Below are 22,870 nucleotides of genomic sequence, written 5' to 3' on the forward strand. Positions count from 1 at the left end.
GAACCTGCTCACTCGAGGGAGCGCGTCCAGGTGACGGTGCGAGCCGTCGGCCTGAAGCCGAGCGACCGGTAGAGGCGCTGCGGGCCGGGGTAGTCTTCGTCGCCGCGCGGGCTGACCTGGGCGAGCGACCCGCCGACCGCACCGAGGTGGCGCAGCGCGGCGAGGGTGACGGCACCGGCGAGGCCACGACCGCGGTGCTCGGGCACGCAGCCGACCGGCTCGACGAGCCCGACTCCCGTCGCCTCGTCGAGCCACACGATCACCGACGCCACCATGCGGCCGTGCTCGTCGACGGCCACCCAGTCGAGGTCGTGCCGGTACGGCCACGCCGCCATGAGCTGCCGGTACGCGGTCTCGTCGACCTTCGACGGCCCGAACTCCGACCAGGCCGCCGCATGCACGGCGGCGCGCTCGCGGGCCTCGTGCGGCTCGACGTGCCGGAAGCGGTAGCCGTCCACGCAGGGCGCCGTGCCCACGTCGCCCACCGCGACGGTGTGGTGCGTGAACCACCACGCGTCGGGCCGGGGCTCGAAACCTGCTGCGGCAAGGGATGGTTCGGCCACGTCGCCCTCCATCACGATGGCCGACTGCGTGGGGGCGTCGCTGATCTCCTCGAACCACTCGACGAGCTCGTCGGCGACGTCGGGGCGGTCGGGGGCCACCTGGAGCTCGAGCCAGTCGGGTGCCTCGGCCCAGCCGAAGCCCACGACCTGCCCCTCATCGGCCCAGATGGCGATGAACTCGCCCTCGTCGAGATGGTCGGGATCGACCGGACGGTAGTAGCGGCTCCACGCGAGCTGGCCCGGGTGGAAGCGGCTCGCAGGAGACCACTGCCGCGACGCCATGGCCTGCATGGCCCGCAGGTCGTCGGGCCCGGAGAAGTCGCGACGTGCGGTCGGCATCGCGCCAGCGTAGACGGGACCCTGCGCACCTCGCCTCCGAGTTCCCACGGCACCCGCTGCCGGCCCTCGTGCCGTGGCCTGGGCGTGACGCCGCGGACCTCCCACTGCCGGCGTTCTCGCCGCCGGCCCCTAGGCTGGCGCGGTGACCCTGGCAACCGGCATCGGCTCCTGGCCCGGAACCTCCGTGCGCGACGCGCTCGCGCAGGTGCGCGAGATCCTCGACGGGCACCTGCCCTATTTGCCCGAGCTGCCGGCACGCGGTCCGGGAGCCGACATGATCGGCCGCACCGCGGGGTTGCTCGTCGAGATGCCGGTCGACCTCCAGCCGGTGGGGTGGCGGCTCGTCGACCGCCCCGGGCGTGACGCGACCCGCACCGCAGCCTTGATGCGGGAGGACCTGGACGAGCTGGCCGAGGCCTTCGACGGCCACACCGGCCGGCTCAAGCTGCAGGTCGTCGGGCCGTGGACGCTCGCCGCCAGCGTCTGGCTCAGCAGAGGAGAGCGCGTGGTCGTCGACGAGGGCGCGAGCCGCGACCTCGTCGAGTCGCTCGCCGAGGGCATCCGCGAGCACGTCGGCGCCGTGCGGCGGCTCGTGCCGGACGCCGAGATCGTGCTCCAGGTCGACGAGCCGTCGCTGCCGACCGTCCTCGCCGGCCGGCTGCCGACCTCGTCGGGCTTCGGCCGGCTCCCGAGCCTCGACCCGCAGGTGGCCGCCGCCGGGCTGAAGACCGTGCTGGCCGCGCACGACGGCGAGACGGTGCTGCACTGCTGTGCCGCGGAGCCGCCGCTGCCCCTGCTGCGCTCAGCAGGGCCGTCGGCGCTGTCGGTCGACACCTCGCTGCTGCGCCCAAGGGGGTGGGAGGGCGTCGCCGTGGCGGTCGAGGACGGCATACGGCTGCACGCGGGAGCGATCCCCACCGACGGCAGCCTGACCCGCCCGCAGGCGGTCGCCGACCGCTTCGTCGACGCGTGGCGCCAGATCGGTATGCCGTCCGGATCCCTCGTCGACGTCGTGGTGACCCCCGCCTGTGGGCTCGCGGGCGCGGCACCCGACCTCGCCCGCACGATCCAGCGTGCCGCGGTCGAGACCGCCCGCGAGCTGGACGAGCGCAGCGTCGCCTGAACCGGCACCGCAGCACCACGCCCTGCACGCTTCAGACGGCGAAGGCCGGTCACCCTCGGGGTGACCGGCCTTCGCCGTCTGCAATGTGCCGCGGGAGCGGGCTCAGAGAGCCGAGCCCGAGGTCCACTTGGACCAGCTGAGGTTCCAGTCGGCGTAGCCGTTGCCCATCGTCATCGGGCGGGCCGTGCCGACCGTCTCGACGACGTCGCCGATGCGGGTCTGGCCGTAGAGCCACTGGCCGTTGGCGTCGCTCATGCCGGTGCAGCCGTGGCTGACGTTGCGGTGGCCCTGGTCGGCGACCGACCACGGGGCGGTGTGGAGGAACTCGCCGGAGTTCGTGACGCGCATGGCGAACTTGACGGGGGTGTCGGGGTAGTAGCCGGTGTCACCCTTCTTCAGGCCGATCGTCTCGGCCTTCATCGTGATGTTGGTGACCTTGTCCATGATCACCTTGACCCCGGAGCGGGTGATGAAGCCGGGACGGCCACCCGTGACCGGGATGCGCCGGGCGAGCTTGCCGTTGATGATGACGTCCATCTGGTGGGTCTGGAGGTTCACCTTGGCGATGACGGAGCGGCCGATCGTGAAGTCGGACGTGCGCGACTGCTCGCCCCAGCGGCCGCCGCCGGCGGAGACGCCGTTGAGGGTCGCCTCGACGTGGACCTTGGTGCCGGGCTGCCAGTACGCCTTGGGGCGCCAGTGGGCCTCCTGCGAGGACAGCCAGTACCAGGAGCCGGCCTGGGCGGGCGAGGAGGTGACCTTCATGTGCTTCTCGAAGTTCGCCTTGTCCTTGACCGGCAGGTCGAAGCGCATGACGACCGGCATGCCGATGCCGACCGTGCCGCCGTCACGCGGCGACACCGAGGTGTAGACCTGGTCGTCGAGCGTCAGGTTGGCGGTGCGGAAGGTGCGGGTCGTCTCGTCGGTGCCGCCGTCGGACTTCTCGGCCTCGAGGGCCAGGGTGTACTTGACGCCGGGCTCGAGCAGGTCGCCGGCCGTCCACGTGCCGTCCTTGAGCACGCCGTCGACCGTGATGTGGTTGCCCTTCTTGCTCACGTAGGAGAGCGACGCCTTCTTCAGGGTGCCCTGCTGCGCGGAAACCGTGACGCGGGTGTCGACCGGGACGTCCGAGGCGTCGGCCGCGGGCGTGGTCGTGTAGACCACCGGGTCGGTGGTGGGGGTGGGCGTCGGCGTCTCGGAGCTTCCGGATGCGGCCGACGACGACGACGAGCTCGCGGGCTTGCCGTTCTCGGCCGTGGCGGTCGCGTTGCAGGCGGTCACGCCCAGCATGGCCAGGACAGCCATCCCCGAGACTGTGGCGGTACGGATGCTCGACTTCACGCTTTGTATACCCTTCACGGACGCGGCGCCGGGCGCTCCAGGGCGGAGCGTGGTGCGTCGCGTCGATAGACCCTGCTCCAGTGTCACCGATGGCGACCCGATACTCCAAAACGAACGGCGAGTCCAAACTCCTGCGTGTCGCGCCACGCAGGGCGCCCGGTCGCACTACCCGCAGGTATGCCGCCGGCCGTGCGCGGGTCGGCGGATGGCGTCGTGGTGCCGGCGCTCGAGCGTGACCGGGCCGGGCGGCATACGCGGGCTCGGAGTCGGGCGCCAGCGCTCAGGACGCGTCGACCGGGCGCACCTCGCGACGCAGGATCTTGCCGGTCGGCCCCTTGGGCAGCTCGTCGAGCGTCCACAGGCGGCGGGGGTACTTGTAGGCGGCGAGGCGCTCCTTGACGTAGGCCTGGACGTCGTCGAGCGACGCGCTCGAGCCCGGGCGGAAGACGACGGCGGCACCGACCTCCTCGCCCATGAGGTCGTCGGGCACGCCGACCACGGCCGCCTCGAGCACGTCGGGGTGGGTGTAGAGCACCTCCTCGACCTCGCGGGGGTACACGTTGAGGCCGCCGCGGATGATCATGTCCTTCTTGCGGTCGACGATCGTGAAGTAGCCCTCGTCGTCGACGGTCGCGAGGTCACCGGAGCGGAACCACCCGTCGGGGATGGCCTCCTGCGTCGCCTCGGGCCGGTTCCAGTAGCCCTTCATGATGTTCTCGCCGCGGATCGCGATCTCGCCGATCTCGCCGGCCGGGGTGTCGTTGCCCTCGATGTCGACGAGCTTCATCTCGCAGCCGGGGATGGCGCGGCCGATGGTGCCGGGCTTGGTCGGCTTGTCGGGCATGTTGAAGGAGGCCACCGGTGAGGTCTCGGAGAGGCCGTAGCCCTCGAGGATCTGGCAGCCGAACTTCGCCTCGAAGGCCTTCATGACCGCCTCGGGCATGGCCGAGCCGCCCGAAGCGCACGTGCGCAGGCTGCTCGTGTCGGCCTGGTCGGCGTTCGGGTGGTTGAGGATCGCGGCATACATGGTCGGCACGCCCTGGAAGATCGTCACGTGGTCGCGGCCCAGCACCTCGATGGCCTTCGCCGGGTCGAAGCGGGGGATGAGGGTCAGGGTGGCGCCGCGTTGGATCGAGGTGTTGAGCCCGCAGGTCAGCCCGAAGACGTGGAAGAGGGGCAGACAGCCCATGATCACGTCGTCCTCGGTGATCTGCATGATGTCGCTCGCCGACCGTTCGGCGTTGCGGTGCAAATTGAAGTGGGTCAGCTCGGCGCCCTTCGGCTTGCCCGTGGTGCCGCTCGTGTACAGGATCACCGCCGTGTCGTCGCCGCCGCGCTCGATCGGCTCGGTCACGGCCTCAGCTGCCGACTCGGACGCGTCGAACTGGCCCTCGGCCGGTCCCATCGGACCGCAGACGACAAGGCGGGTGCCCGTCTCGGCGGCGGCCTTGCCGGCCTCCTCGGCGAAGTCGGGCCAGACGAAGCTGAAGCGGGCGCCGCTGTCCTCGTAGAAATACTGGATCTCGCCCGACTTGAGCAGCGGGTTCATCGGCACGACGACGCCGCCCGCCAGCAACGTGCCGTAGAAGGTGACGGGGTAGGCCGGCACGTTGGGCAGGATGAGCGAGACGCGGTCGCCGGGCTCGAGCCCCGCTGCACGGAGCTGACCTGCCACCGCCGCCGCCGCCCGGTGGAGGGCCGACCAGCTGACCTCGGCCTGGTCGAGCTTGATCCCGACCTTGTCGGGGACGCGCCCGGCTGTGGCGACGAGGTTGGCGGCGAGGTTGGTCATCTCTGCTCCTTCGCAGGGGGTGGCGCGGGCTCGCGTTCATTGTTACTGCTCGGTCGCGTCGTGAACAGACCTTCCCCGCGACGTGCCGAGGCTCACGGTCCGGGCGGCGTCGGGGATGGCTGGCAGGATGGGAGCGTGAGCGAGACCAGCGGCCCAACGCCCGTCACCGACGACGTCCCGACCCAGGTCCACCAGGAGTGGGCCGACCTCGCCGAGCAGGCTGCGGCGGCCCAGTTCGCCTACCACGTCAAGGATTCGCCGACGATCAGCGACGGCGAGTACGACGCCCTGATCCGACACCTCAACGCGATCGAGGACGAGCACCCGTCGCTGCGCACACCCGACAGCCCGACGCAGAACGTCGGTGGTGCGTCCTTCGCGACGGGTTTCGAGACCGTCGACCACGTCGAGCGGATGCTGAGCCTCGACAACGCGTTCTCCTTCATGGAGCTGCAGACGTGGGCCGAGCGGGTCGAGCGTGAGGTCGGCGCGGGCGCGCACTTCCTCACGGAGCTGAAGATCGACGGGCTCGCCATCAACCTGCTCTACGAGAAGGGTCGCCTCGTCCGGGCGCTCACGCGTGGCGACGGGCGCACCGGCGAGGACGTCACCAACAACGTCCGCACCATCAACGGCATCCCCGAGCGGCTCTCGGGTGACGACGTGCCCGACCTCGTCGAGATCCGAGGCGAGGTGTTCTTCCCCACCGCGGCGTTCGCCGACCTCAACGCCGGCCTCGTCGAGGCGGGCAAGGCGCCGTTCGCCAACCCGCGCAACGCGGCCGCGGGCTCGCTGCGGCAGAAGGACCCCAAGGTCACCGCCACCCGGCGGCTGCGCATGCTCGTGCACGGCATCGGCGCGCGGCGCGGGTTCGACATCCAGCGCCAGAGCGAGGCGTATGCCGCCCTGCGCGCGTGGGGGCTGCCCACCTCCGACGAGGTGCGGGTGCTCGACGACATCGCGGCCGTGCAGGACTTCGTCACCTACCACGGGGAGCACCGGCACGACCGGGCCCACGACATCGACGGCATCGTCGTCAAGGTCGACGAGGTGGCGCTGCAGCGCCAGCTCGGCGCGACGTCGCGGGCCCCCCGCTGGGCCATCGCCTTCAAGTACCCACCCGAGGAGGTCAACACGAAGCTGCTCGACATCCGGGTGAACGTCGGTCGCACCGGACGCGTCACGCCCTACGGCGTCATGCAGCCTGTGGTCGTGGCGGGGTCGACGGTCGAGCAGGCGACCCTGCACAACGCGTACGAGGTCGAGCGCAAGGGTGTGCTCATCGGCGACACGGTCGTGCTGCGCAAGGCCGGTGACGTCATCCCCGAGATCGTCGGGCCCGTCGTCGACCTGCGCGACGGCAGCGAGCGTGCCTTCGTCATGCCGACCGAGTGCCCCGCGTGCGGCACGACCCTCGCCCCCGAGAAGGAGGGCGACAAGGACATCCGCTGTCCCAACACGCGTTCGTGCCCGAGCCAGCTGCGAGAGCGTGTCTTCGCCCTCGCCTCCCGCAGCGGCCTCGACATCGAGGCTCTCGGGTGGGAGGGCTCGAGCGCCCTGCTCGACTCGGGCATCATCACCGACGAGGGCGACCTCTTCACCCCGGCCGCCGACAGCCCGCACGCCGGCGACTACGGCATCACCCGCGAGACGCTGGCGCAGGTGCCGCTCTACACCCGGGCGGCGAAGAAGACCGACCCCGACGACCGCGTCGTCGACGGGAGGGTGCTCTCCGCCGGGGGAGAGAAGCTGTTGGCCGAGCTCGAGAAGGCGAAGACGCAACCGCTCTGGCGCGTGGTCGTGGCGCTGTCGATCCGGCACGTCGGGCCAACTGCGGCAAGGGCGCTCGCGACCCACTTCCGGTCCGTCGATGCCATCCGCGCCGCCTCGACCGAGGAGCTCGCGCAGGCCGAGGGCGTCGGCGGCGTCATCGCCGAGGCCGTCACCGCGTGGTTCGAGGTCGACTGGCACCAGGAGATCGTGCGCAAGTGGGCCGACGCCGGTGTGCGCATGGCCGACGAGGTCGACGCCTCCGTCGAGCGCACCCTCGAGGGGCGCACGGTCGTGGTCACCGGGTCGCTCGAGGGCTTCTCGCGCGACGAGACCAAGGAGGCCATCATCAGCCGCGGCGGCAAGGCGTCCGGCTCGGTGTCGAAGAAGACCGACTTCGTCGTGATCGGCGCCAACGCCGGGTCCAAGGCCGCCAAGGCCGAGGAGCTCGGCCTCACCATCCTCGACGAGGACGGCTTCCGACGGCTCCTCGAGACCGGCTCGCCTGACTGACCGAGACCCACTGCACTGCCACGCGTATGCCGTGTGGCGGCGGCCCAGTTGCAGGCCGGGAGGAGGCTCGGCGAGGCCGGAGTCATGGAGTTCTTCTGCTACCACTGCGACCGGCCCGGATCTACACCGTTGCGGGAGCGGATGGTCGAGCAGCACTGGGCCTACATGGACGGCTCCGCCGAGACGATGATCGTCTGCGGCCCGCTCCTGTCCGACGACAGGTCGACCGCGGTCGGCGTGGCCGCGCTCCTCGAGGCGAGCGGTCCCGACGAGGCACGCGCCGCGCTGGGCGCGGGGGAGTTCGCCGCGGTCGAGGTGCCTGCCTGGCAGTTCGGCGGACGGCCCGACTGACAGCGAGCAGTGCGCGCGCTCTCATGTGTGCCCGCACCACAGAACCTCCGCAGGAGTGTGGGTACCCACCGTCCTTTCGGGAAGGGGTCCTCCTAGGCTTGCCCGAAGTTTCCGGTTCCGTGCCACGGAGTCATCCGTTCGGGACGACGGGAGCGACGCCGTCGGCCGCCCGGTCGACATCGCCGACACAGCCGACACTGCGCGACGCACGAGGAGGTGCAGGTCTTGACGGGTACCCCGTTGCTCGAGACCAGGGCCCTGACCAAGGAGTTCCGGGGCTTCCGGGCCGTCTCGGACGTCGACCTCACGGTCGCCCAGGGCACCGTCCACGCCCTCGTCGGACCGAACGGTGCCGGCAAGACGACGCTGTTCAACCTGCTGACCGGCTTCCTCACCCCGACCTCCGGCACCGTCACGTTCGACGGCCAGGACATCACGGGCCGGGCCCCTGAACAGATCGCGCCACTCGGCATCGCCCGCTCGTTCCAGATCACGAGCCTGTTCGAGGCGATGACGCTGCGCGAGCACCTCGAGCTCGCCCTGGCAAGCCCCACCGGCATGGGCAAGCAGTGGTGGCGGTCCGTCACCCGCATGGCCACCTTCAAGGACCGGGCCATGGAGCTGCTCGAGCAGGTCGGGCTCGCCGACCGCGCGGGCGCACCCGCCTCGTCGCTGGCGTACGGCCAGAAGCGCGCGCTCGAGCTCGCGATCGCGATGGCCCTCGACCCCAAGCTGCTCCTGCTCGACGAGCCCACAGCCGGCATGGGCATCGAGGACGTCGACCGCACGATCGCCCTCGTCAAGCAGCTCTCGGCCGGACGCACCGTCGTCTTCGTCGACCACAACATGCACGTCGTCGGCTCGCTGGCCGATCAGGTCACCGTGCTCCAGTCGGGGCAGATCCTCGCAGAGGGCCCCTACGACCAGGTGCGTGCCGACGAGCGCGTCATCACGGCATACCTCGGAGCCACCCATGAGTGACGACACGACGACCACGAAGCTGACGACGGCGGGCCACCGGCCCGCCGAGGAAGCCAGCTCAACGGCGAAATCCTCTGCAGCACAAGAGCGGTCGCGCATGCTCGAGGTCTCAGGCCTCTCTGCATGGTACGGCGAAGCGCGGGTGCTCACCGATGTCGCGATCGACGTGGCGCCCGGCGAGGTCGTCACCCTGGTCGGGCGCAACGGCGCCGGCAAGACGACGCTGCTGCGCTCGGTGATGGGACTGCACCGCCAGATCGAGGGCGCGATCAGCCTCGACGGCGCCGACCTGGCCAAGAAGTCGGCCGACTCCCGTGCCCGCGCCGGCATCGGCTGGGTGCCCGACGACCGCGGCATCTACGCGAGCCTCACCGTCGCGGAGAACCTTATGCTGCCACCCGTCGTCCACGCCGACGCCTGGCCCCTCGAGAGGGTCTACGAGTTCTTCCCGGTGCTCCACGAACGACGCGACTTTCCCGGCACGAAGCTGTCGGGAGGCGAGCAGCAGATGCTCGCCATGGCCAGGGTCCTGCGGGTGGGCTCGCGCCTGCTGCTGCTCGACGAGCCGAGCGAGGGCCTGGCCCCCGTCATCGTCCAGCGTATCGGCGAGATCATCCGCGAGATCAAGGGCCAGGGTGTCGGCGTGCTCCTCGTCGAGCAGAACGTCAAGTTCGCCTCGACGGTCGCCGACCGGCACTACCTGCTGGCGCAGGGAAAGGTCGTCGAGCACCTGAGCAACGACGACTTCCGGGCTCGCGAGAGCGAGCTGCTCACCTATCTCGGGATGTAGCCGCCGGCCGGCCCGTCCACGGGTCGCATCGGCGCGTCCACCAGCACATCGACCACCACGTCATCGACGTCCGCGTCACCGCACCACGTCACCGCACCACCTCACATCTCGTCACACCCCAGGAGGGGACATGCGTAGCAGGACAGTCCAGGGCACCGTCGCCATCGCGGCGACTGCCTCCCTCGCGCTCGCCGCGTGCGGCAGCGGCGCCGGCGGCCCGCAGTCGGGCGGCTCGGGCAAGCTGACCGACGACAAGATCGTCATCGGCCTGCTCAACGACCAGTCGGGCGTCTACAAGGACCTCTCCGGGCCGAACTCGAAGGCGGCCATCGAGCTCGCCATCGCCGACTACCAGGCGAAGTACGGCGAGAAGGCCGTCGCCAAGGACATCGAGATCGTCACGGCCGACCACCAGAACAAGGCCGACGTCGCCAACTCCAAGGCGCAGGAGATGTACGACCGACAGAAGGCCGACATCATCCTCGACGTGCCGAACTCCGCAGCCGCGCTGGCCGTCGCGACCCAGGCAGCCAACAAGAAGAAGCTCTACATCAACATCGGTGCCGGCACGACGAAGCTCACGGGCGAAAGCTGCAACAAGTACACCTTCCACTGGGCGTACAACACCGCGATGCTGGCGCGCGGCACGGCCGGCACCATCACGAAGGAGGGCGGGACGAGCTGGAACATCGTCTACCCCGACTACGCCTTCGGCCAGGACATGAACAAATCCTTCTCGAAGGAGGTCACGGCGGCCGGTGGCACCGTGGGCCAGTCGATCGCCTCGCCTTTCCCGAGCGACAACTTCGCCACCTTCATCACCAAGGCCGGCGAGGGCAGCCCCAAGGTCATCGGCTCGATGCACGCCGGCGGCGACCTCATCAACTTCGTCAAGCAGTTCAACCAGAGCTCGCTCAAGGGCAAGGCGCAGCTGGCGGTCGGCCTCATGTTCATCACCGACATCCACTCGCTCGGCGTCGACCAGTTCGCCGGTACCCAGTTCACCGACGCGTGGTACTGGAACTTCGACGACCAGAACAAGAAGTGGGCCGACCGCTTCAAGGAGAAGACGAACACCCGTCCGTCCTTCGCCCACGCCGCGAACTACTCGGCCGCGATGAACTACCTCGAGGCCGTCCAGGAGGCCGGCACCGACGACGCCGACACCATCGTGGGCAAGCTCGAGGGCAAGAAGATCAACGACGTGTTCCTCCGCAACGGCGAGATCCGCAAGGCCGACCACGCCGTCATCCACGACGTCTACCTGGCCAAGGTCAAGAGCTCCGCGCCCGAGGAGTGGGACTACGAGGACATCGTCAAGACGATCCCGGCCGCCGAGGCGTACGGCGAGGCCAACCCCGCCTGCAAGATGGGCTGACCCCCGAGAACGTATGCCGTCCGGCCGCGCCCACGAGGCCGCGCCGGACGGCATACGGCCGGGGTCCGGCTCCAGACCGGGCCATCGCGCCCGACCGACCGCGAGCGAGCGAGAGACATGAGCGCATTCCTCCAGTACACCCTCCAGGGCCTGGCCGCCGGCGGCTTCTACGCGCTGTCGGCCCTTGGCCTGGCCGTCATCTTCGGCGTCCTCGGGGTCGTCAACTTCTCCCACGGCGCCTGCTACATGCTCGGCGCCGTCCTCTCCGCGGTGCTGCTCGCCGAGCTGCACGTCGGATTCTGGGTCGCGCTCCTCGTGGTGCCGATCCTGATGTTCGGCTTCGGGGTGCTCATGGAGCGGCTGCTCGTGCGGTGGCTCCTGGCCCTCGACCCGCTCTACAACTTCCTGCTCACCTTCGGCCTGACCCTGATCCTCGTCGAGGCGGTCAAGCAGAAGTACGGCGTCTCCGGCCTGCCCTACGAGGTGCCGGCGGGGCTCGGCGGGCAGGTGAGCGTCGGCAGCGTCAACCTGTCGGTCTACGCGATCTTCGCGTGCCTCTTCTCCCTCGTCGTCTGTGTCGGGGTCGGCCTGCTGCTGACGAAGACCCGCATCGGCATGATCGTGCGAGCCTCGACGGAGGCGCCGGAGCGCACCCGCGCCCTCGGCATCAACGTCGGCCGCTGGGTCACGCCGGTGTTCGGCTTCGGCATCGCCCTCGCCGGCCTCGCCGGCGTGCTGGCCGCACCCACCCGAGCCATCACGGCCGAGATGGGCAGCAACTTCATCATCATCCTGTTCGCGGTCGTCGTCATCGGCGGCCTCGGCAGCATCCTCGGTGCGGTGGTCGCAGGGTTCCTCGTCGGACTCGTCGAGGCCTACGGCATCGCCTACGCCCCCACGTACGCCCAGATCGTCATCTTCGTCCTGATGGCGCTCGTGGTCCTCGTCCGGCCCTCGGGGCTCTTCGGACGGGAGGAGGTCGCATGAGCGAGCAGATGACCGCCAAGGTCGACGTCGACCTGGCCCAGCCCTCGATCCTGTCGCGGCGCAACCCGCTGCGCTACCTCATGCTGCTCGGGGGTCTCGCGGTCCTCGTGCTGCTGCCCTACTGGATCTACCCGCCCGTCGCGATGGACATCCTGTGCTGGGGCCTCTTCGCGATCAGCGTCGACCTGCTGCTCGGGTTCACCGGGCTGCTGAGCTTCGGTCACGCGGCCTTCTGGGGCGGCTCGGCCTACTGCACCGGCCTCATCGCGACGCACTGGGGCGTCCCGTTCCCAGTCGCGGTCACCGGCGGCTCCCTGTTCGCGATGCTCATCGCCTGGCCGATCGGCTACCTGTCGGTGCGCCGCACCGGCATCTACTTCGCCATGGTCACGCTGGCCTTCGCGCAGATGCTCTACTTCATCGCCAACCAGGCCCGCGACCTGACCGGCGGCGAGAACGGCCTGCAGGGCATCCCGCGCAGCTTCTTCGGCATCGAGCTCGTCGAGACCGACTCCTTCTACTTCTACTACGTCGGCGCCGCGATGATCCTCGTCGGGGTCTTCCTCGCCTGGCGGGTCGTCAACTCGCCGTTCGGCCGCGTGCTCACGGCCGTACGCGACAACCCCGCCCGCGCTCGCGCGCTCGGCTACGACGTCGAGCGCTTCAAGATCAAGGCCTTCGTCATCTCGGCGGGCCTCGCCGGGCTGGCGGGCGGCGTCTTCGCGATCAGCCACCAGTTCGCCTCGCTCCAGGAGCTGATGTGGACGACGTCGGGCAAGGTCGTGCTCGTCACGGTGCTCGGCGGCATCGGCACCATCTGGGGCGGCCTCGTCGGCGCCGGGATCGTCGTGACCCTCGAGGACTTCCTCGCCAGCTCGGGCTTCGAGGGCATCGGCCTCATCACCGGCTCGATCTTCGTGCTCATCGTGCTGCTCTTCCGCCACGGCATCTGGGGCACCGGCCGCAACGTGCTGCGCAGGTACGTCCTCGACCGCCGCAAGAAGCCCCGCGACTGACCTGGCCTGACCCGCCCCGGCACCGGTTTGAGGTATTCGCCCACTGTTCGCACCGGGGCGTCTACCTCAAACCGGTGGTCAGGGTCAGGCGTCGAGCAGGCCAGCCAGTGCTCGGTGTGCTCGAGCCGGCCTCCCCAGCCACCCGATTGAGGTATTCGGCCGGGGTTCGCCGCGGCGCGTCTACCTCAAACGGGTGGGAGAGGGGGCGGCTCAGGGGGTGAGGACGCGGCGGGCGATGCGGCCGACGACGAGCCAGGCGACGGCGCCGAGACCCCAGTTGACGAAGGCGTTCTTGATGACGGCGTTGTCACCGGTGAACTGCTTGATGCCACCGGTGCGGCTGAAGACACCGAGGTCGGCCCAGTCGGCGGCCTTGAGAACGCCCTCGACGAGGGCGTTGTGCGTGTTGGCCTCGAGCACGACCACAGCGGTGCCGAGAAGCAGCGCCGCTGCGGCCAGCAGGCAGACGATCCACACGATCTCGCCGAGCAGCGTGCGCAGGCGGTTGACGCCCCCCTTCGTGAGTGAGGCCGCGCGACGGGCGCCGGCCCGGAGGTCGGGGGAGCGGCGTACGCGCCGGGTCGGCTCGGCGGGTTCGGCGGCCTCGGCCCTCGGGGCCGACGCGGCCACCGGCGTGGCGGTGGACTCGGCCTGTGCTGCCTTGGCTGCCGCACGGTCGGCAGGCGCAGCCGGCTGCTCGGTCACGGTGGCGTCGCCGGGGTCGTGCTCCTGGGCCGCGGAAGGGTCTGACGCCGGGTCCGGGGTGGGGGTCGAGGAGGTCGTGCTGGCGGTGCTCGTCATCGAGGGGTTCTCCTTGGCAGTACGTGGCTCTCACGGCTCAACGAGCCAGGGGCCCCGCAGGACACGGCCCGGGCCCCGTTTTCGTGCTCGGCCCGCCCCGACACCGGTTCTGGGCCGAATCCGGTGCCCCATAGACTGGCCCGCATGTCATCCCTGTCCCGCGACGACGTAGCCCACCTGGCCGGCCTCGCCCGCATCGAGCTCTCCGACGCCGAGCTCGACCGCATGGTGGGTGAGCTCGGAGTCATCCTCGAGTCCGTGGCCAAGGTGCAGCAGGCACCGACCCACGGCGTCGCCCCGATGTCGCACCCGATGCCGCTGACCAACGTGACCCGCCCCGACGTCGTGCGTCCGAGCCTCGGTGCCGACGCGGTCCTCGCCGGTGCGCCCCGGGCCGAGCAGCAGCGCTTCTCCGTGCCGCGCATCCTCGACGAGGACTGAGCCCCACCGAGTCCCACCCAGCCGCCCAGCGCAGCCCGCGTATGCCGGCAGGCCGAGCCCGCGGCATACGCCCCCCTGATGGGCACCACGAACCCCCTGCAGCAGAAACGAACACGAAGGCACTGACGTGACCGACCTGCCAACCGACCTCACCCGGGCCACCGCCGCGGCACTCGGCGACGCCCTCGCCGCCGGCGCCGTCTCCTCGGTCGAGGTGACCCAGGCCCACCTCGACCGGATCGCTGCCGTCGACGGCCAGGTGCACTCCTACCTCCACGTCGACGCTGAGGGGGCGCTGGCCCAGGCCCGGGCGATCGACGAGCGTCGCCGGGCAGGCGCGAGCCTGGGTGCCCTGGCCGGCGTGCCGATCGCCGTCAAGGACGTCATGACGACGAAGGGCGTGCCGACCACGTGCGGCAGCAGGATGCTCGAGGGATGGGTCCCGCCCTATGACGCGACCGTCGTGACGAAGCTGCGCGAGGCCGGCTTGCCGATCCTCGGCAAGACGAACATGGACGAGTTCGCCATGGGCAGCTCGACCGAGCACTCCGCGTACGGCCCGTCGCACAACCCGTGGGACCTCGACCGCATCCCTGGCGGCTCGGGCGGTGGCTCGAGCTCGGTGCTCGCCTCCTTCCAGGCACCCCTCGCGACCGGCACCGACACCGGCGGCTCGATCCGCCAGCCGGCGGCTGTGACCGCGACGGTCGGCACCAAGCCGACCTACGGCGGCGTCTCGCGCTACGGCCTCGTCGCCCTCGCGAGCTCGCTCGACCAGGCCGGTCCGTGCGGGCGCACCGTGCTCGACACTGCCCTGCTCCATGCCGTCATGGGTGGCCACGACCCGATGGACTCCACCTCCATCGACGCACCCGTGCCGCCGGTCGTCGAGGCGGCCCGCGCGGCGGACGTCAAGGGCATGCGCATCGGCGTCGTCAAGGAGCTCGGCGGCGAGGGCTACCAGCCCGGCGTGCGCGCCCGCTTCGACGAGTCCGTGGCCCTGCTCGAGGAGCTGGGTGCCGAGGTCGTCGAGGTGAGCTGCCCGAACTTCGACTATGCCCTCGCCGCGTACTACCTGATCCTGCCGAGCGAGGCCTCGAGCAACCTCGCGAAGTTCGACGCGATGCGCTACGGGCTGCGCGTGCTGCCGGACGGCGTTGACGACCCGAGCGCCGAGCAGGTCATGGCCGCCACGCGCGACGCCGGCTTCGGACCCGAGGTCAAGCGCCGCATCATCCTGGGCACCTACGCGCTCAGCTCCGGCTACTACGACGCCTACTACGGCTCGGCGCAGAAGGTGCGCGCGCTCATCGCGCAGGACTTCGACAACGCGTACGAGAAGGTCGACGTGCTCGTCAGCCCGACCGCGCCGACCACGGCGTTCAAGCTCGGCGACAAGCTCGAGGACCCGATGGCCATGTACCTCAACGACATCGCCACGATCCCGGCCAACCTCGCCGGCGTGCCCGGCATGTCGATCCCGTCGGGGCTCGCCGACGAGGACGGCCTCCCGGCCGGCATCCAGATCCTCGCGCCCGCCACGAAGGACGAGCGGCTCTACTCGGTGGGCTCCGCCCTCGAGGCCGCACTCGTCGACCGCTGGGGCGGTCCGATCCTCGACCGCGCACCCCTGCTGGGTGACGCCGCTGCTGTGAAGGGAGCCTGACCATGAGCACGGCCACCGCCGACGCCGTCGTGGACTACGACGAGGCCATGACGCGCTTCGACCCCGTCATGGGCCTCGAGGTCCACGTCGAGCTGCACACGGCCACCAAGATGTTCTGTGGCTGCCCGACCGAGTTCGGCGCCGAGCCCAACTCGCAGGTCTGCCCGGTGTGCCTCGGCCTGCCCGGCGCCCTGCCCGTGGTCAACGAGAAGGCCGTCGAGTCGGCGATCCGCATCGGCCTCGCGCTCAACTGCGAGATCGCCGAGTGGTGCCGCTTCGCCCGGAAGAACTACTTCTACCCGGACATGCCGAAGAACTTCCAGACCTCGCAGTACGACGAGCCGATCGCCTACGGCGGCCACCTCGACGTCGAGCTCGAGGACGGCAGCGTCTACCGCGTCGAGATCGAGCGCGCCCACATGGAGGAGGACACCGGCAAGTCGCTGCACATCGGCGGCGCGACGGGCCGCATCCACGGCGCCGACCACTCGCTCGTCGACTACAACCGCGCCGGCATCCCGCTTATCGAGATCGTCACCAAGCCGATGACGGGTGCCGGTGATCGGGCGCCCGAGGTCGCGAAGGCGTACGTCTCGGCCCTGCGCGACCTGCTGCGCGCCCTCGACGTCAGCGACGTGAAGATGGAGCAGGGCTCCATGCGCTGCGACGCCAACGTGTCGCTGCGTGCCAAGGTCGGCGACCCGGCCTCGGTCGAGCAGCTCGCCGTGCCGCTCGGCACCCGCACCGAGACGAAGAACGTCAACTCGCTGCGCTCGGTCGAGCGGGCCGTGCGCTACGAGATCTCCCGCCACGCGGCGATCCTCGACGGCGGCGGCTCGATCCTGCAGGAGACGCGGCACTGGCACGAGGACACCGGCATCACCACGTCGGGCCGCGTCAAGTCCGACGCCGAGGACTACCGCTACTTCCCCGAGCCCGACCTCGTGCCGGTCGCGCCGACACGTGAGACGGTCGAAGCGCTGAGCGGCACGCTGCCCGAGAACCCTGCGGCTCGCCGCAAGCGCCTCCAGTCCGACTGGGGCTACAGCGATCTCGAGATGCGCGACGTCATGAACGCCGGTGCCGTCGAGCTCATCGAGCAGACCGTGGCCGCCGGCGCGAGCGCTGGCGCGGCGAGGAAGTGGTGGCTCGGTGAGCCGTCGCGCCGCGCGAACGCCGAGGGCCAGGACATCGTCACGTATGCCGCCGGGCTGGGCTTCACGCCCGCCCACGTCGCCGAGCTCGACGGGCTGGTCACCTCCGGTCGGCTCAACGACTCGATGGCGCGCCAGGTGCTCGACGGCGTGCTCGCCGGCGAGGGCACGCCCACGGCCGTCGCCGACGCGCGCGGGCTCGAGCTGGTCCAGGACGACGGGGCCCTCGAGGCCGCGGTCGACAAGGTCATCGAGGCCAACCCCGACGTCGCGGCGAAGATCCGCGACGGCAAGGTCCAGGCCGCAGGCGCGCTCATCGGTCAGGTGATGAAGGAGATGAAGGGCCAGGCCGATGCCGGCAAGGCCCGTGAGCTCATCCTCGCTAAGCTCCAGTAACTGTCGAGAGGCCGAAGTTTGTCGCCTCGCTGACCTCGAGAGGCCACTTCTTGTCGCGAGTTGTGGCCTTTCGACTGTTGGGCGGCCGCGAACTTTGGCCTCTCGACGTCGGGAGAACCGCGAACTTTGGCCTCTCGACGGTGGAGGGAGAGAGGGTTGAGGTCAGCGCTTGCCGCCGCCGAGGAGGCCGCCGAGCAGACCGCCGAGGATGTCGCCGGCGCCACCGGAGGCCCCACCGCCACCCGATGCGCCACCGAGCACCTGGCCGAGGATGTCCTGGAGCGGGTTCGAGGCCGCTGACGAGTCGCTCGTGGAGGCGCTGCCCGTCGGCGTGGCCGACCCCGGGGTCTGCACGGGCGCGCTGTCGGCCCCGGCACCGCCCGGGAAGAGGGCGCCGCCGTCGGTCGCGCCGCCGGAGGTGGACGGTGCCGGTTCGCTGCCGCCCAACATGCCCCCGAGCCCGCCACCCTGGCCGACCTTCTTGGCCAGCCATGAGAGCACGATCGGGGCCAGGATCGGCAGGAGCTTCTGCACGATGCCGCCCGACGCGCCGCCGAGCCCACCGAGCTGGTTGACGACCTGGTCGGTGTTGTCGCCGAAGATGTTGCCGACGATGGCGCGGCCGTCCTGCTCGTCGACGTCGTCGAGCCCTGTGACGGGGGCCTGGTGGTCCGAGAGCGCCGCCATCAGGGAGTCGGCGGCTGCGGGATCGGAGGAGTTGGCATGCAGGCCGCCGAGCAGGGCGGGCAGGGCGCTCTCTGCTGCCTGGCGTACCTCGTCGCTCCCGACCCCCAGCTGACTGGCCAGCTGGTCGACCGGAACCTGGTCAAGGATCTCGTCGTACGAACCCATGAAGCGGCCCTCCTCGTCGCGGGCGCGCGCCGATGCGAGCCCTGGTCGTCAGGCTAGTCACGCGCAGCGGTCCTCGGCAGCCGGCGAGGGGACAGATGTCGCCGCGGTCAGCCGGCACCGACGGCGGAGAGCGGCAGCGAGATCAGCCGGTCGGCCCGGTCGTTGTTGCTCGTCGTGACCCAGACCCGGTTGCCGACGAAGCGGATGTCGCGGATGCGGCCGTAGGTGCCGTGCAGGTGACGGGTCGCCTTGCCGGCCGAACCGTCGGCGTTGACCGGCACGCGCCACACCGACTCGCCGCGCAGCGCCGCCATGTAGACGGCGCCGTCGGGGCCGACGGCGATGCCGCTCGGCGACATCTTGTCGGTGGACCACTGCGCGACCGGGTCGACGAAGTCGGGGTTGCCCTGCCGGCCCTCGACTTCGGGCCAGCCGTAGTTCTTGCCCGCCTCGACGAGGTTCAGCTCGTCCCACGTGTTCTGGCCGAACTCACTTGCCCACAGGCGTTTCCGGCTGTCCCACGCAAGACCCTGCACGTTGCGGTGGCCGTAGGACCAGACGGGGGAGCCGCCGAACGGGTTGCCGGGCGCCGGGTCGCCGTCCTTGGTGATGCGCAGGATCTTGCCGCCGACCGAGTCGAGGTTCTGCGACAGACCGGTGTCGCCGGCCTCGCCGGTGCCGACGTAGAGATAGCCGTCAGGTCCGAACGCGATGCGTCCTCCGTCGTGGCGTCGCCCGCTGGGGATGCCCGAGAAGATGACCTTCGGGTCACCCAGCCGGCCGTCGCGCCAGGGCACGGCGGCGATGCGGTTGTCGCTCTCCGTCGTGTAGTACGCGTACAGCACCGGGTCGCTGTCGAAGTCGGAGGCCACGGCCAGTCCCAGGAGCCCGCCCTCGCCCTCCGTGCGGAAGATCGGCAGCCGTCCGACGACGGAGACCTTGCCGCCCGTCCCAGGCTTGGGCACATGGTGGACCCGGCCGGTGTTGCGCTCGCTGACCAGTGCGCTGCCGTCGGGCAGCACGGCCACCGACCAGGCGATGTCGAGGCCGCCGACGAGCGTCACGGGCCCGGTCGGCTGGCTGGCCGGCTGGCTGGGAGACTGGGTGGGGGGCTGGTTCGTGCGCGTCGCGGTGCTCGTCGAGGGCGACGGCGGGGTCGAGGTCGCCGTGCTGGGCGGGACCGCGGTGCTCGTCTCGACCTGCGTGCTGGTGGCCGGCGGCGTGCTCGTGCCGGCCGTCGAGCCGGGGCTCGTCGACGCGCCGTTGGGGGTCGAGCTCGTGCACCCTGCCGCACCGAGCACCAGGACGACACCCCCCGCGAGGGCACGGCTGATCCAACGGGAACGATGCGGCATACCTCATTGTGTCGCAACGGCGGCCGTTGGCCATTCTGGTCACCCGCCGCGTCGCGACACGGTGTCGGCGAGGCTCTCGCGCACCTCGGGGTGGACGACGTCCGCGTCGATGACCCTGTGTGCGGCGTCGAGGTCTCCCATCAGACCGCGGAAGAGCAGCAGCAGGTCGACATCGTGGTCGGGCCGCTCGACCGTGATGATGGCCCCCGTCCGCACGACGCCGGGGGTCACCACGGACAGGTACGCGCCGGTGCGGCCTTCTTCCGCGAAGCGGCGCACCCAGCGAGGCACGCCCATGTGCGCAGCGAAGGTGGCGCAGGGGATCCGAGGCACCTCGACGCGCAGGACGACGTCGTCGACACGCCACAGCTCGCCGATGAGCGCGTGCGTCGTGTCGACCCCGACGGTGGTCACGTTCTCGCCGAAACCGCCTGGGGCGATGGGGCGCCCGAGCTCGCGCTGCCAGTGGTCCAGGTCCTCGCGGGCGTACGCGTAGACGGCCTGGAGGGCCCCACCGTGGTGCTGCGGCTTGCCGATCTCGTCGCCGACCACCCCGCTCCCGAGTCCGCCGTGCTTGGGGCCGGGGTCGCGCACCTCGAAGAACTCGACGGGCTTCTTGTCGATCGCCGTCGGAGCGCCGCCACCGGGCGGGCGCGTGCGGCGACCCGCGTTGAGGGACAGGACGTGTGCGGACTTCACGCGGGCGAGCCTAGTGCGGCCCGGATGGCGCCCGACGTGGCGGATGCGGGGTTCGCAGCCCGGCGTGCAGCCCGGCGCGTGGACGAGCGCTGCCGCCGTCGAGCGGGTCATCTAGCGTGGCCGCATGGCTGCCGAAACGCTCGTCGTGTCCGTGCCCGATACCGACTATGCCGAGGCTCTCGCCGACCTCGAGGGTGTCGACACCATCGTCTGGGACATGGCCGAGCCGCACCCGCGGGGCGGCGACATCCAGCTCGCGGTGCTGCCCTACATGACGCGCCTGCGGCTCGCCGACGTCGCGGTCGGGCTGGACTCGCTCGAGGTCGTGCAGCTGCAGAGCGCCGGCTACGAGCAGTTCCTCCCCGACGTTCCCGACGGTGTGACGCTGTGCAATGCCGCGGGTGTGCACGACGCGTCCACGGCAGAGCTCGCCTTGGCGCTGACCCTCGCCTCCATCCGTGAGATCCCGAAGTTCGTTGCCTCGCAGACGAACTCGACCTGGGAGCCGCTCGTCCTGCGGTCGGCACTCGCCGACAGCAGGGTGCTCGTCGTGGGCTACGGCCAGATCGGCCGGGCCGTGGCGAGCCGGCTCGCCCCCTTCGAGGTCTCGATCACCGCGGTCGCCTCGCGGGCCAGGGACGGCGATGACCTCGTTCCGCACGTGCACGGCATCGACGAGCTGCCCGAGCTGCTGCCCCGGCACGACGTCGTGGTGGTCATCGTGCCGTTGACCGACGCGACGAAGGGGCTGTTCGACGCCGACACCCTCAGCCGTATGCCGGACGGTGCCCTTCTCGTCAACGTGGCCCGGGGCCCCGTGGTCGACACGGACGCGCTCGTGGCCGAGTGCGCCACCGGTCGTCTGCGGGCCGCGCTCGACGTGACCGACCCGGAGCCCCTGCCGCCGGAGCACCCCCTCTGGACCACCCCCGGCGTGCTCATCACTCCCCACATCGGCGGCGCGACCCAGGCGATGCGCCCGCGGGCGAAGGCGCTCGTGCGCCGCCAGGTGCAGGCGATGCTCGCCGGGAACGGCCTGGTGAACGCGGTCGCAACAGGTGGGCCTGCGGCCGGAGGCCCCGCTGCCGGGTGAGCGGGCCGCTGCGCAACCGCTCGTCGGACCTTGTCGCTGTCTGACCCTTAGTGGACACTGTCAACATGACCGAGACCGTCGTCGCCATCGGCACACGCAAGGGCCTGTGGATCGCCCGCAGCAGCGACCGCACCGAGTGGACCCTCGAAGGTCCGCACTTCCTCATGAGTGAGGTGGCGTCCGTCGCCATCGACACGAGACAGGGCCGTTCCACCGTCCTCGCCGGTGTGAAGTCGTGGCACTGGGGCCCGACCGTCCAGGCCTCGAACGACGGGGGTCGCACGTGGACCGAGAGCGCCGAGCGCGCGCTCGCGTTCCCGAGCGACACCGACACCGCACTGGAGCGCGTCTGGCAGCTGACGCCCGACCCCAACGACGACGACGTGGTCTGGGCCGGCGTCGAGCCGCACGCCCTCTTCAAGAGCACCGACCGCGGCGAGCACTACGACCTCGTCCGCGGCCTGTGGAACCACCCGCACCGCCCGACGTGGGAGCCCGGCTTCGGCGGCGGCGCCGTCCACACGATCGTGCCCGAGCCCGGTCACCCGGAGTCGATGCTCGTCGCGATGAGTGCCGGCGGCGTCTACCGCTCGGGCGACGGCGGCGAGACCTGGGCGCCGAGCAACCCCGGCATCAAGGCAGGCTTCATGCCAGAGGACGAGTACCCCGAGTACGGCCAGTGCGTGCACAAGGTCGCTCGCGGGCAGGGCGAGGGCGAGCTCTTCGCACAGAACCACAACGGCGTCTACCGCTCCGGCGACAACGGCGCGACGTGGGACTCCATCGCCGACGGCCTGCCGACCGACTTCGGCTTCACGGTCCTCGCGCACCCCACTCGTCCCGGCGTGGCGTGGGTCGTGCCCGTCGCCGACGCAGGGGAGCGCATCCCGCCCGGCGCCCAGCTGCAGGTGCAGCGCACCGACGACGCCGGCGCCACGTGGCGCCAGCAGGCGAACGGCCTGCCCGGCAGCAGCTACACGTGCGTGCTGCGCGACGCCGCCTCCCTCGATGCCGCCGACCCTGTCGGCGTCTACCTCGGCACCCGCAACGGCGACGTCTTCGCGTCAGCCGACGAGGGCGAGTCGTTCCAGCGCATCGCAACCCAGCTGCCCGACGTCCTCGTCGTCCGCGCCGCCCAGCTGGCTTGAGTCACAAGGGGTTCCGTATGCCGTCAGCTCCCGTTCGCGTCATCCTTCCGGGCATGCTCCGGGACCTCGTGGGAGGCGTCGCCGAGATCGAGGTGGAGTCGCCCGACGAGAGCCAGACCGTCGCCGAGCTGCTCGACCGCGCCTTCTCCCAGCACCGCATCCTCGACGGGAAGGTGCGCGACGAGCGCGGCCAGATCCGTCGTCACGTCAAGGTGTTCGTCAACGGTGAGGACGCCACGCGTGGAGAGGGCAGCGGGGCCGTGGTGCCGGCCGGGGCGAGGGTCCACATCATCAACGCCGTGTCAGGGGGCTGACTGGAGA

Annotated in this window: 21 protein-coding genes; 14 read left to right on the forward strand and 7 right to left on the reverse strand. The window is 70.8% G+C overall.

Going from position 1 to position 22,870, the window contains the following annotated elements; all coding sequences use genetic code 11:
- Positions 1 to 8: 8 nt before the first annotated feature.
- Complete coding sequence (locus AC1DE0_RS03455; protein ID WP_478097135.1) at positions 9 to 902, reverse strand: GNAT family N-acetyltransferase; 894 nt, start codon at positions 900 to 902, stop codon at positions 9 to 11.
- A gap of 142 nt (positions 903 to 1,044) precedes the next feature.
- On the opposite strand from AC1DE0_RS03455, the gene AC1DE0_RS03460 reads away from it, so the two are divergent.
- Positions 1,045 to 2,025 carry a uroporphyrinogen decarboxylase/cobalamine-independent methonine synthase family protein gene (locus AC1DE0_RS03460; RefSeq protein WP_478097137.1) on the forward strand — a complete coding sequence of 327 codons (981 nt, stop codon included), beginning with the start codon at positions 1,045 to 1,047 and terminating at the stop codon, positions 2,023 to 2,025.
- Between the two features lie 102 nt (positions 2,026 to 2,127).
- Here AC1DE0_RS03460 and AC1DE0_RS03465 read toward each other — a convergent pair whose 3' ends face one another.
- Positions 2,128 to 3,330, reverse strand: coding sequence for a L,D-transpeptidase (locus AC1DE0_RS03465; RefSeq protein WP_478097139.1), 1,203 nt, complete (start codon positions 3,328 to 3,330; stop codon positions 2,128 to 2,130).
- Between the two features lie 316 nt (positions 3,331 to 3,646).
- On the reverse strand, positions 3,647 to 5,158 hold the full coding sequence (locus tag AC1DE0_RS03470) for a long-chain-fatty-acid--CoA ligase (protein WP_478097141.1): 1,512 nt from the start codon (positions 5,156 to 5,158) through the stop codon (positions 3,647 to 3,649).
- 135 nt (positions 5,159 to 5,293) lie between these two features.
- On the opposite strand from AC1DE0_RS03470, the gene ligA reads away from it, so the two are divergent.
- From ligA to AC1DE0_RS03505, 7 genes are all read left to right on the forward strand, one after another.
- Positions 5,294 to 7,441 (forward strand): NAD-dependent DNA ligase LigA, encoded by a 2,148-nt coding sequence (ligA, locus tag AC1DE0_RS03475; RefSeq protein ID WP_478097144.1) that lies wholly within the window; start codon positions 5,294 to 5,296, stop codon positions 7,439 to 7,441.
- An 84-nt stretch (positions 7,442 to 7,525) separates the two neighbouring features.
- Positions 7,526 to 7,792 carry a YciI family protein gene (locus AC1DE0_RS03480; protein ID WP_478097147.1) on the forward strand — a complete coding sequence of 89 codons (267 nt, stop codon included), beginning with the start codon at positions 7,526 to 7,528 and terminating at the stop codon, positions 7,790 to 7,792.
- Between the two features lie 216 nt (positions 7,793 to 8,008).
- Complete coding sequence (locus tag AC1DE0_RS03485; RefSeq protein ID WP_478097149.1) at positions 8,009 to 8,773, forward strand: ABC transporter ATP-binding protein; 765 nt, start codon at positions 8,009 to 8,011, stop codon at positions 8,771 to 8,773.
- Positions 8,766 to 9,563: an ABC transporter ATP-binding protein gene (locus AC1DE0_RS03490; protein WP_478097151.1), complete on the forward strand. Its 798-nt coding sequence runs from the start codon at positions 8,766 to 8,768 to the stop codon at positions 9,561 to 9,563. The genes AC1DE0_RS03485 and AC1DE0_RS03490 overlap by 8 nt, the downstream gene beginning before the upstream one ends.
- Before the next feature lie 130 nt (positions 9,564 to 9,693).
- The gene (locus AC1DE0_RS03495) at positions 9,694 to 10,941 is read left to right on the forward strand and encodes an ABC transporter substrate-binding protein (protein WP_478097153.1); all 1,248 of its coding nucleotides are present in this window, start codon (positions 9,694 to 9,696) and stop codon (positions 10,939 to 10,941) included.
- A gap of 117 nt (positions 10,942 to 11,058) precedes the next feature.
- Entirely contained in the window at positions 11,059 to 11,928 is an 870-nt protein-coding gene (locus AC1DE0_RS03500) for a branched-chain amino acid ABC transporter permease (RefSeq protein ID WP_478097155.1), read from the forward strand.
- On the forward strand, positions 11,925 to 12,944 hold the full coding sequence (locus AC1DE0_RS03505; RefSeq protein WP_478097157.1) for a branched-chain amino acid ABC transporter permease: 1,020 nt from the start codon (positions 11,925 to 11,927) through the stop codon (positions 12,942 to 12,944). The genes AC1DE0_RS03500 and AC1DE0_RS03505 overlap by 4 nt, the downstream gene beginning before the upstream one ends.
- Before the next feature lie 210 nt (positions 12,945 to 13,154).
- Here AC1DE0_RS03505 and AC1DE0_RS03510 read toward each other — a convergent pair whose 3' ends face one another.
- Positions 13,155 to 13,745: a hypothetical protein gene (locus AC1DE0_RS03510; RefSeq protein WP_478097159.1), complete on the reverse strand. Its 591-nt coding sequence runs from the start codon at positions 13,743 to 13,745 to the stop codon at positions 13,155 to 13,157.
- Between the two features lie 144 nt (positions 13,746 to 13,889).
- Here AC1DE0_RS03510 and gatC point away from each other — a divergent pair, with 144 nt between their 5' ends.
- The 3 genes from gatC (at position 13,890) to gatB (ending at position 17,402) form a co-directional block, all read left to right on the forward strand.
- The gene (gene gatC, locus AC1DE0_RS03515; protein WP_478097161.1) at positions 13,890 to 14,186 is read left to right on the forward strand and encodes an Asp-tRNA(Asn)/Glu-tRNA(Gln) amidotransferase subunit GatC; all 297 of its coding nucleotides are present in this window, start codon (positions 13,890 to 13,892) and stop codon (positions 14,184 to 14,186) included.
- Positions 14,187 to 14,322: 136 nt separating this feature from the next.
- On the forward strand, positions 14,323 to 15,852 hold the full coding sequence (gene gatA, locus AC1DE0_RS03520) for an Asp-tRNA(Asn)/Glu-tRNA(Gln) amidotransferase subunit GatA (RefSeq protein WP_478097754.1): 1,530 nt from the start codon (positions 14,323 to 14,325) through the stop codon (positions 15,850 to 15,852).
- A gap of 2 nt (positions 15,853 to 15,854) precedes the next feature.
- Positions 15,855 to 17,402, forward strand: a complete 1,548-nt coding sequence (gene gatB / locus AC1DE0_RS03525) for an Asp-tRNA(Asn)/Glu-tRNA(Gln) amidotransferase subunit GatB (protein ID WP_478097163.1) — start codon at positions 15,855 to 15,857, stop codon at positions 17,400 to 17,402.
- 162 nt (positions 17,403 to 17,564) lie between these two features.
- Here gatB and AC1DE0_RS03530 read toward each other — a convergent pair whose 3' ends face one another.
- The 3 genes from AC1DE0_RS03530 to AC1DE0_RS03540 form a co-directional block, all read right to left on the reverse strand.
- Entirely contained in the window at positions 17,565 to 18,254 is a 690-nt protein-coding gene (locus AC1DE0_RS03530; protein WP_478097165.1) for a DUF937 domain-containing protein, read from the reverse strand.
- Between the two features lie 107 nt (positions 18,255 to 18,361).
- The gene (locus AC1DE0_RS03535) at positions 18,362 to 19,609 is read right to left on the reverse strand and encodes a PQQ-dependent sugar dehydrogenase (protein WP_478097167.1); all 1,248 of its coding nucleotides are present in this window, start codon (positions 19,607 to 19,609) and stop codon (positions 18,362 to 18,364) included.
- Between the two features lie 39 nt (positions 19,610 to 19,648).
- Positions 19,649 to 20,308 (reverse strand): MOSC domain-containing protein, encoded by a 660-nt coding sequence (locus AC1DE0_RS03540; RefSeq protein WP_478097169.1) that lies wholly within the window; start codon positions 20,306 to 20,308, stop codon positions 19,649 to 19,651.
- Between the two features lie 124 nt (positions 20,309 to 20,432).
- Here AC1DE0_RS03540 and AC1DE0_RS03545 point away from each other — a divergent pair, with 124 nt between their 5' ends.
- From AC1DE0_RS03545 to AC1DE0_RS03555, 3 genes are all read left to right on the forward strand, one after another.
- Positions 20,433 to 21,401, forward strand: coding sequence for a 2-hydroxyacid dehydrogenase (locus AC1DE0_RS03545; RefSeq protein ID WP_478097171.1), 969 nt, complete (start codon positions 20,433 to 20,435; stop codon positions 21,399 to 21,401).
- A gap of 65 nt (positions 21,402 to 21,466) precedes the next feature.
- Complete coding sequence (locus AC1DE0_RS03550) at positions 21,467 to 22,549, forward strand: WD40/YVTN/BNR-like repeat-containing protein (RefSeq protein ID WP_478097173.1); 1,083 nt, start codon at positions 21,467 to 21,469, stop codon at positions 22,547 to 22,549.
- A gap of 17 nt (positions 22,550 to 22,566) precedes the next feature.
- On the forward strand, positions 22,567 to 22,863 hold the full coding sequence (locus tag AC1DE0_RS03555; RefSeq protein WP_478097175.1) for a MoaD/ThiS family protein: 297 nt from the start codon (positions 22,567 to 22,569) through the stop codon (positions 22,861 to 22,863).
- Positions 22,864 to 22,870 lie beyond the last annotated feature (7 nt).

The sequence above is a fragment of the Terrabacter sp. 05T424 genome (assembly GCF_056396225.1).

Excerpts from the sequence above, each read along its gene's own strand:
- AC1DE0_RS03455 (WP_478097135.1), bottom strand. The coding sequence starts at position 902 with ATGCCGACCGCACGTCGCGACTTCTCCGGGCCCGACGACCTGCGGGCC.
- AC1DE0_RS03465 (WP_478097139.1), bottom strand. The coding sequence starts at position 3,330 with ATGGCTGTCCTGGCCATGCTGGGCGTGACCGCCTGCAACGCGACCGCC.
- AC1DE0_RS03470 (WP_478097141.1), bottom strand. The coding sequence starts at position 5,158 with ATGACCAACCTCGCCGCCAACCTCGTCGCCACAGCCGGGCGCGTCCCC.
- AC1DE0_RS03480 (WP_478097147.1), top strand. The coding sequence starts at position 7,526 with ATGGAGTTCTTCTGCTACCACTGCGACCGGCCCGGATCTACACCGTTG.
- AC1DE0_RS03490 (WP_478097151.1), top strand. The coding sequence starts at position 8,766 with ATGAGTGACGACACGACGACCACGAAGCTGACGACGGCGGGCCACCGG.
- AC1DE0_RS03495 (WP_478097153.1), top strand. The coding sequence starts at position 9,694 with ATGCGTAGCAGGACAGTCCAGGGCACCGTCGCCATCGCGGCGACTGCC.
- AC1DE0_RS03500 (WP_478097155.1), top strand. The coding sequence starts at position 11,059 with ATGAGCGCATTCCTCCAGTACACCCTCCAGGGCCTGGCCGCCGGCGGC.
- AC1DE0_RS03505 (WP_478097157.1), top strand. The coding sequence starts at position 11,925 with ATGAGCGAGCAGATGACCGCCAAGGTCGACGTCGACCTGGCCCAGCCC.
- AC1DE0_RS03510 (WP_478097159.1), bottom strand. The coding sequence starts at position 13,745 with ATGACGAGCACCGCCAGCACGACCTCCTCGACCCCCACCCCGGACCCG.
- gatC (WP_478097161.1), top strand. The coding sequence starts at position 13,890 with ATGTCATCCCTGTCCCGCGACGACGTAGCCCACCTGGCCGGCCTCGCC.
- gatB (WP_478097163.1), top strand. The coding sequence starts at position 15,855 with ATGAGCACGGCCACCGCCGACGCCGTCGTGGACTACGACGAGGCCATG.
- AC1DE0_RS03530 (WP_478097165.1), bottom strand. The coding sequence starts at position 18,254 with ATGGGTTCGTACGACGAGATCCTTGACCAGGTTCCGGTCGACCAGCTG.
- AC1DE0_RS03535 (WP_478097167.1), bottom strand. The coding sequence starts at position 19,609 with ATGCCGCATCGTTCCCGTTGGATCAGCCGTGCCCTCGCGGGGGGTGTC.
- AC1DE0_RS03545 (WP_478097171.1), top strand. The coding sequence starts at position 20,433 with ATGGCTGCCGAAACGCTCGTCGTGTCCGTGCCCGATACCGACTATGCC.
- AC1DE0_RS03550 (WP_478097173.1), top strand. The coding sequence starts at position 21,467 with ATGACCGAGACCGTCGTCGCCATCGGCACACGCAAGGGCCTGTGGATC.
- AC1DE0_RS03555 (WP_478097175.1), top strand. The coding sequence starts at position 22,567 with ATGCCGTCAGCTCCCGTTCGCGTCATCCTTCCGGGCATGCTCCGGGAC.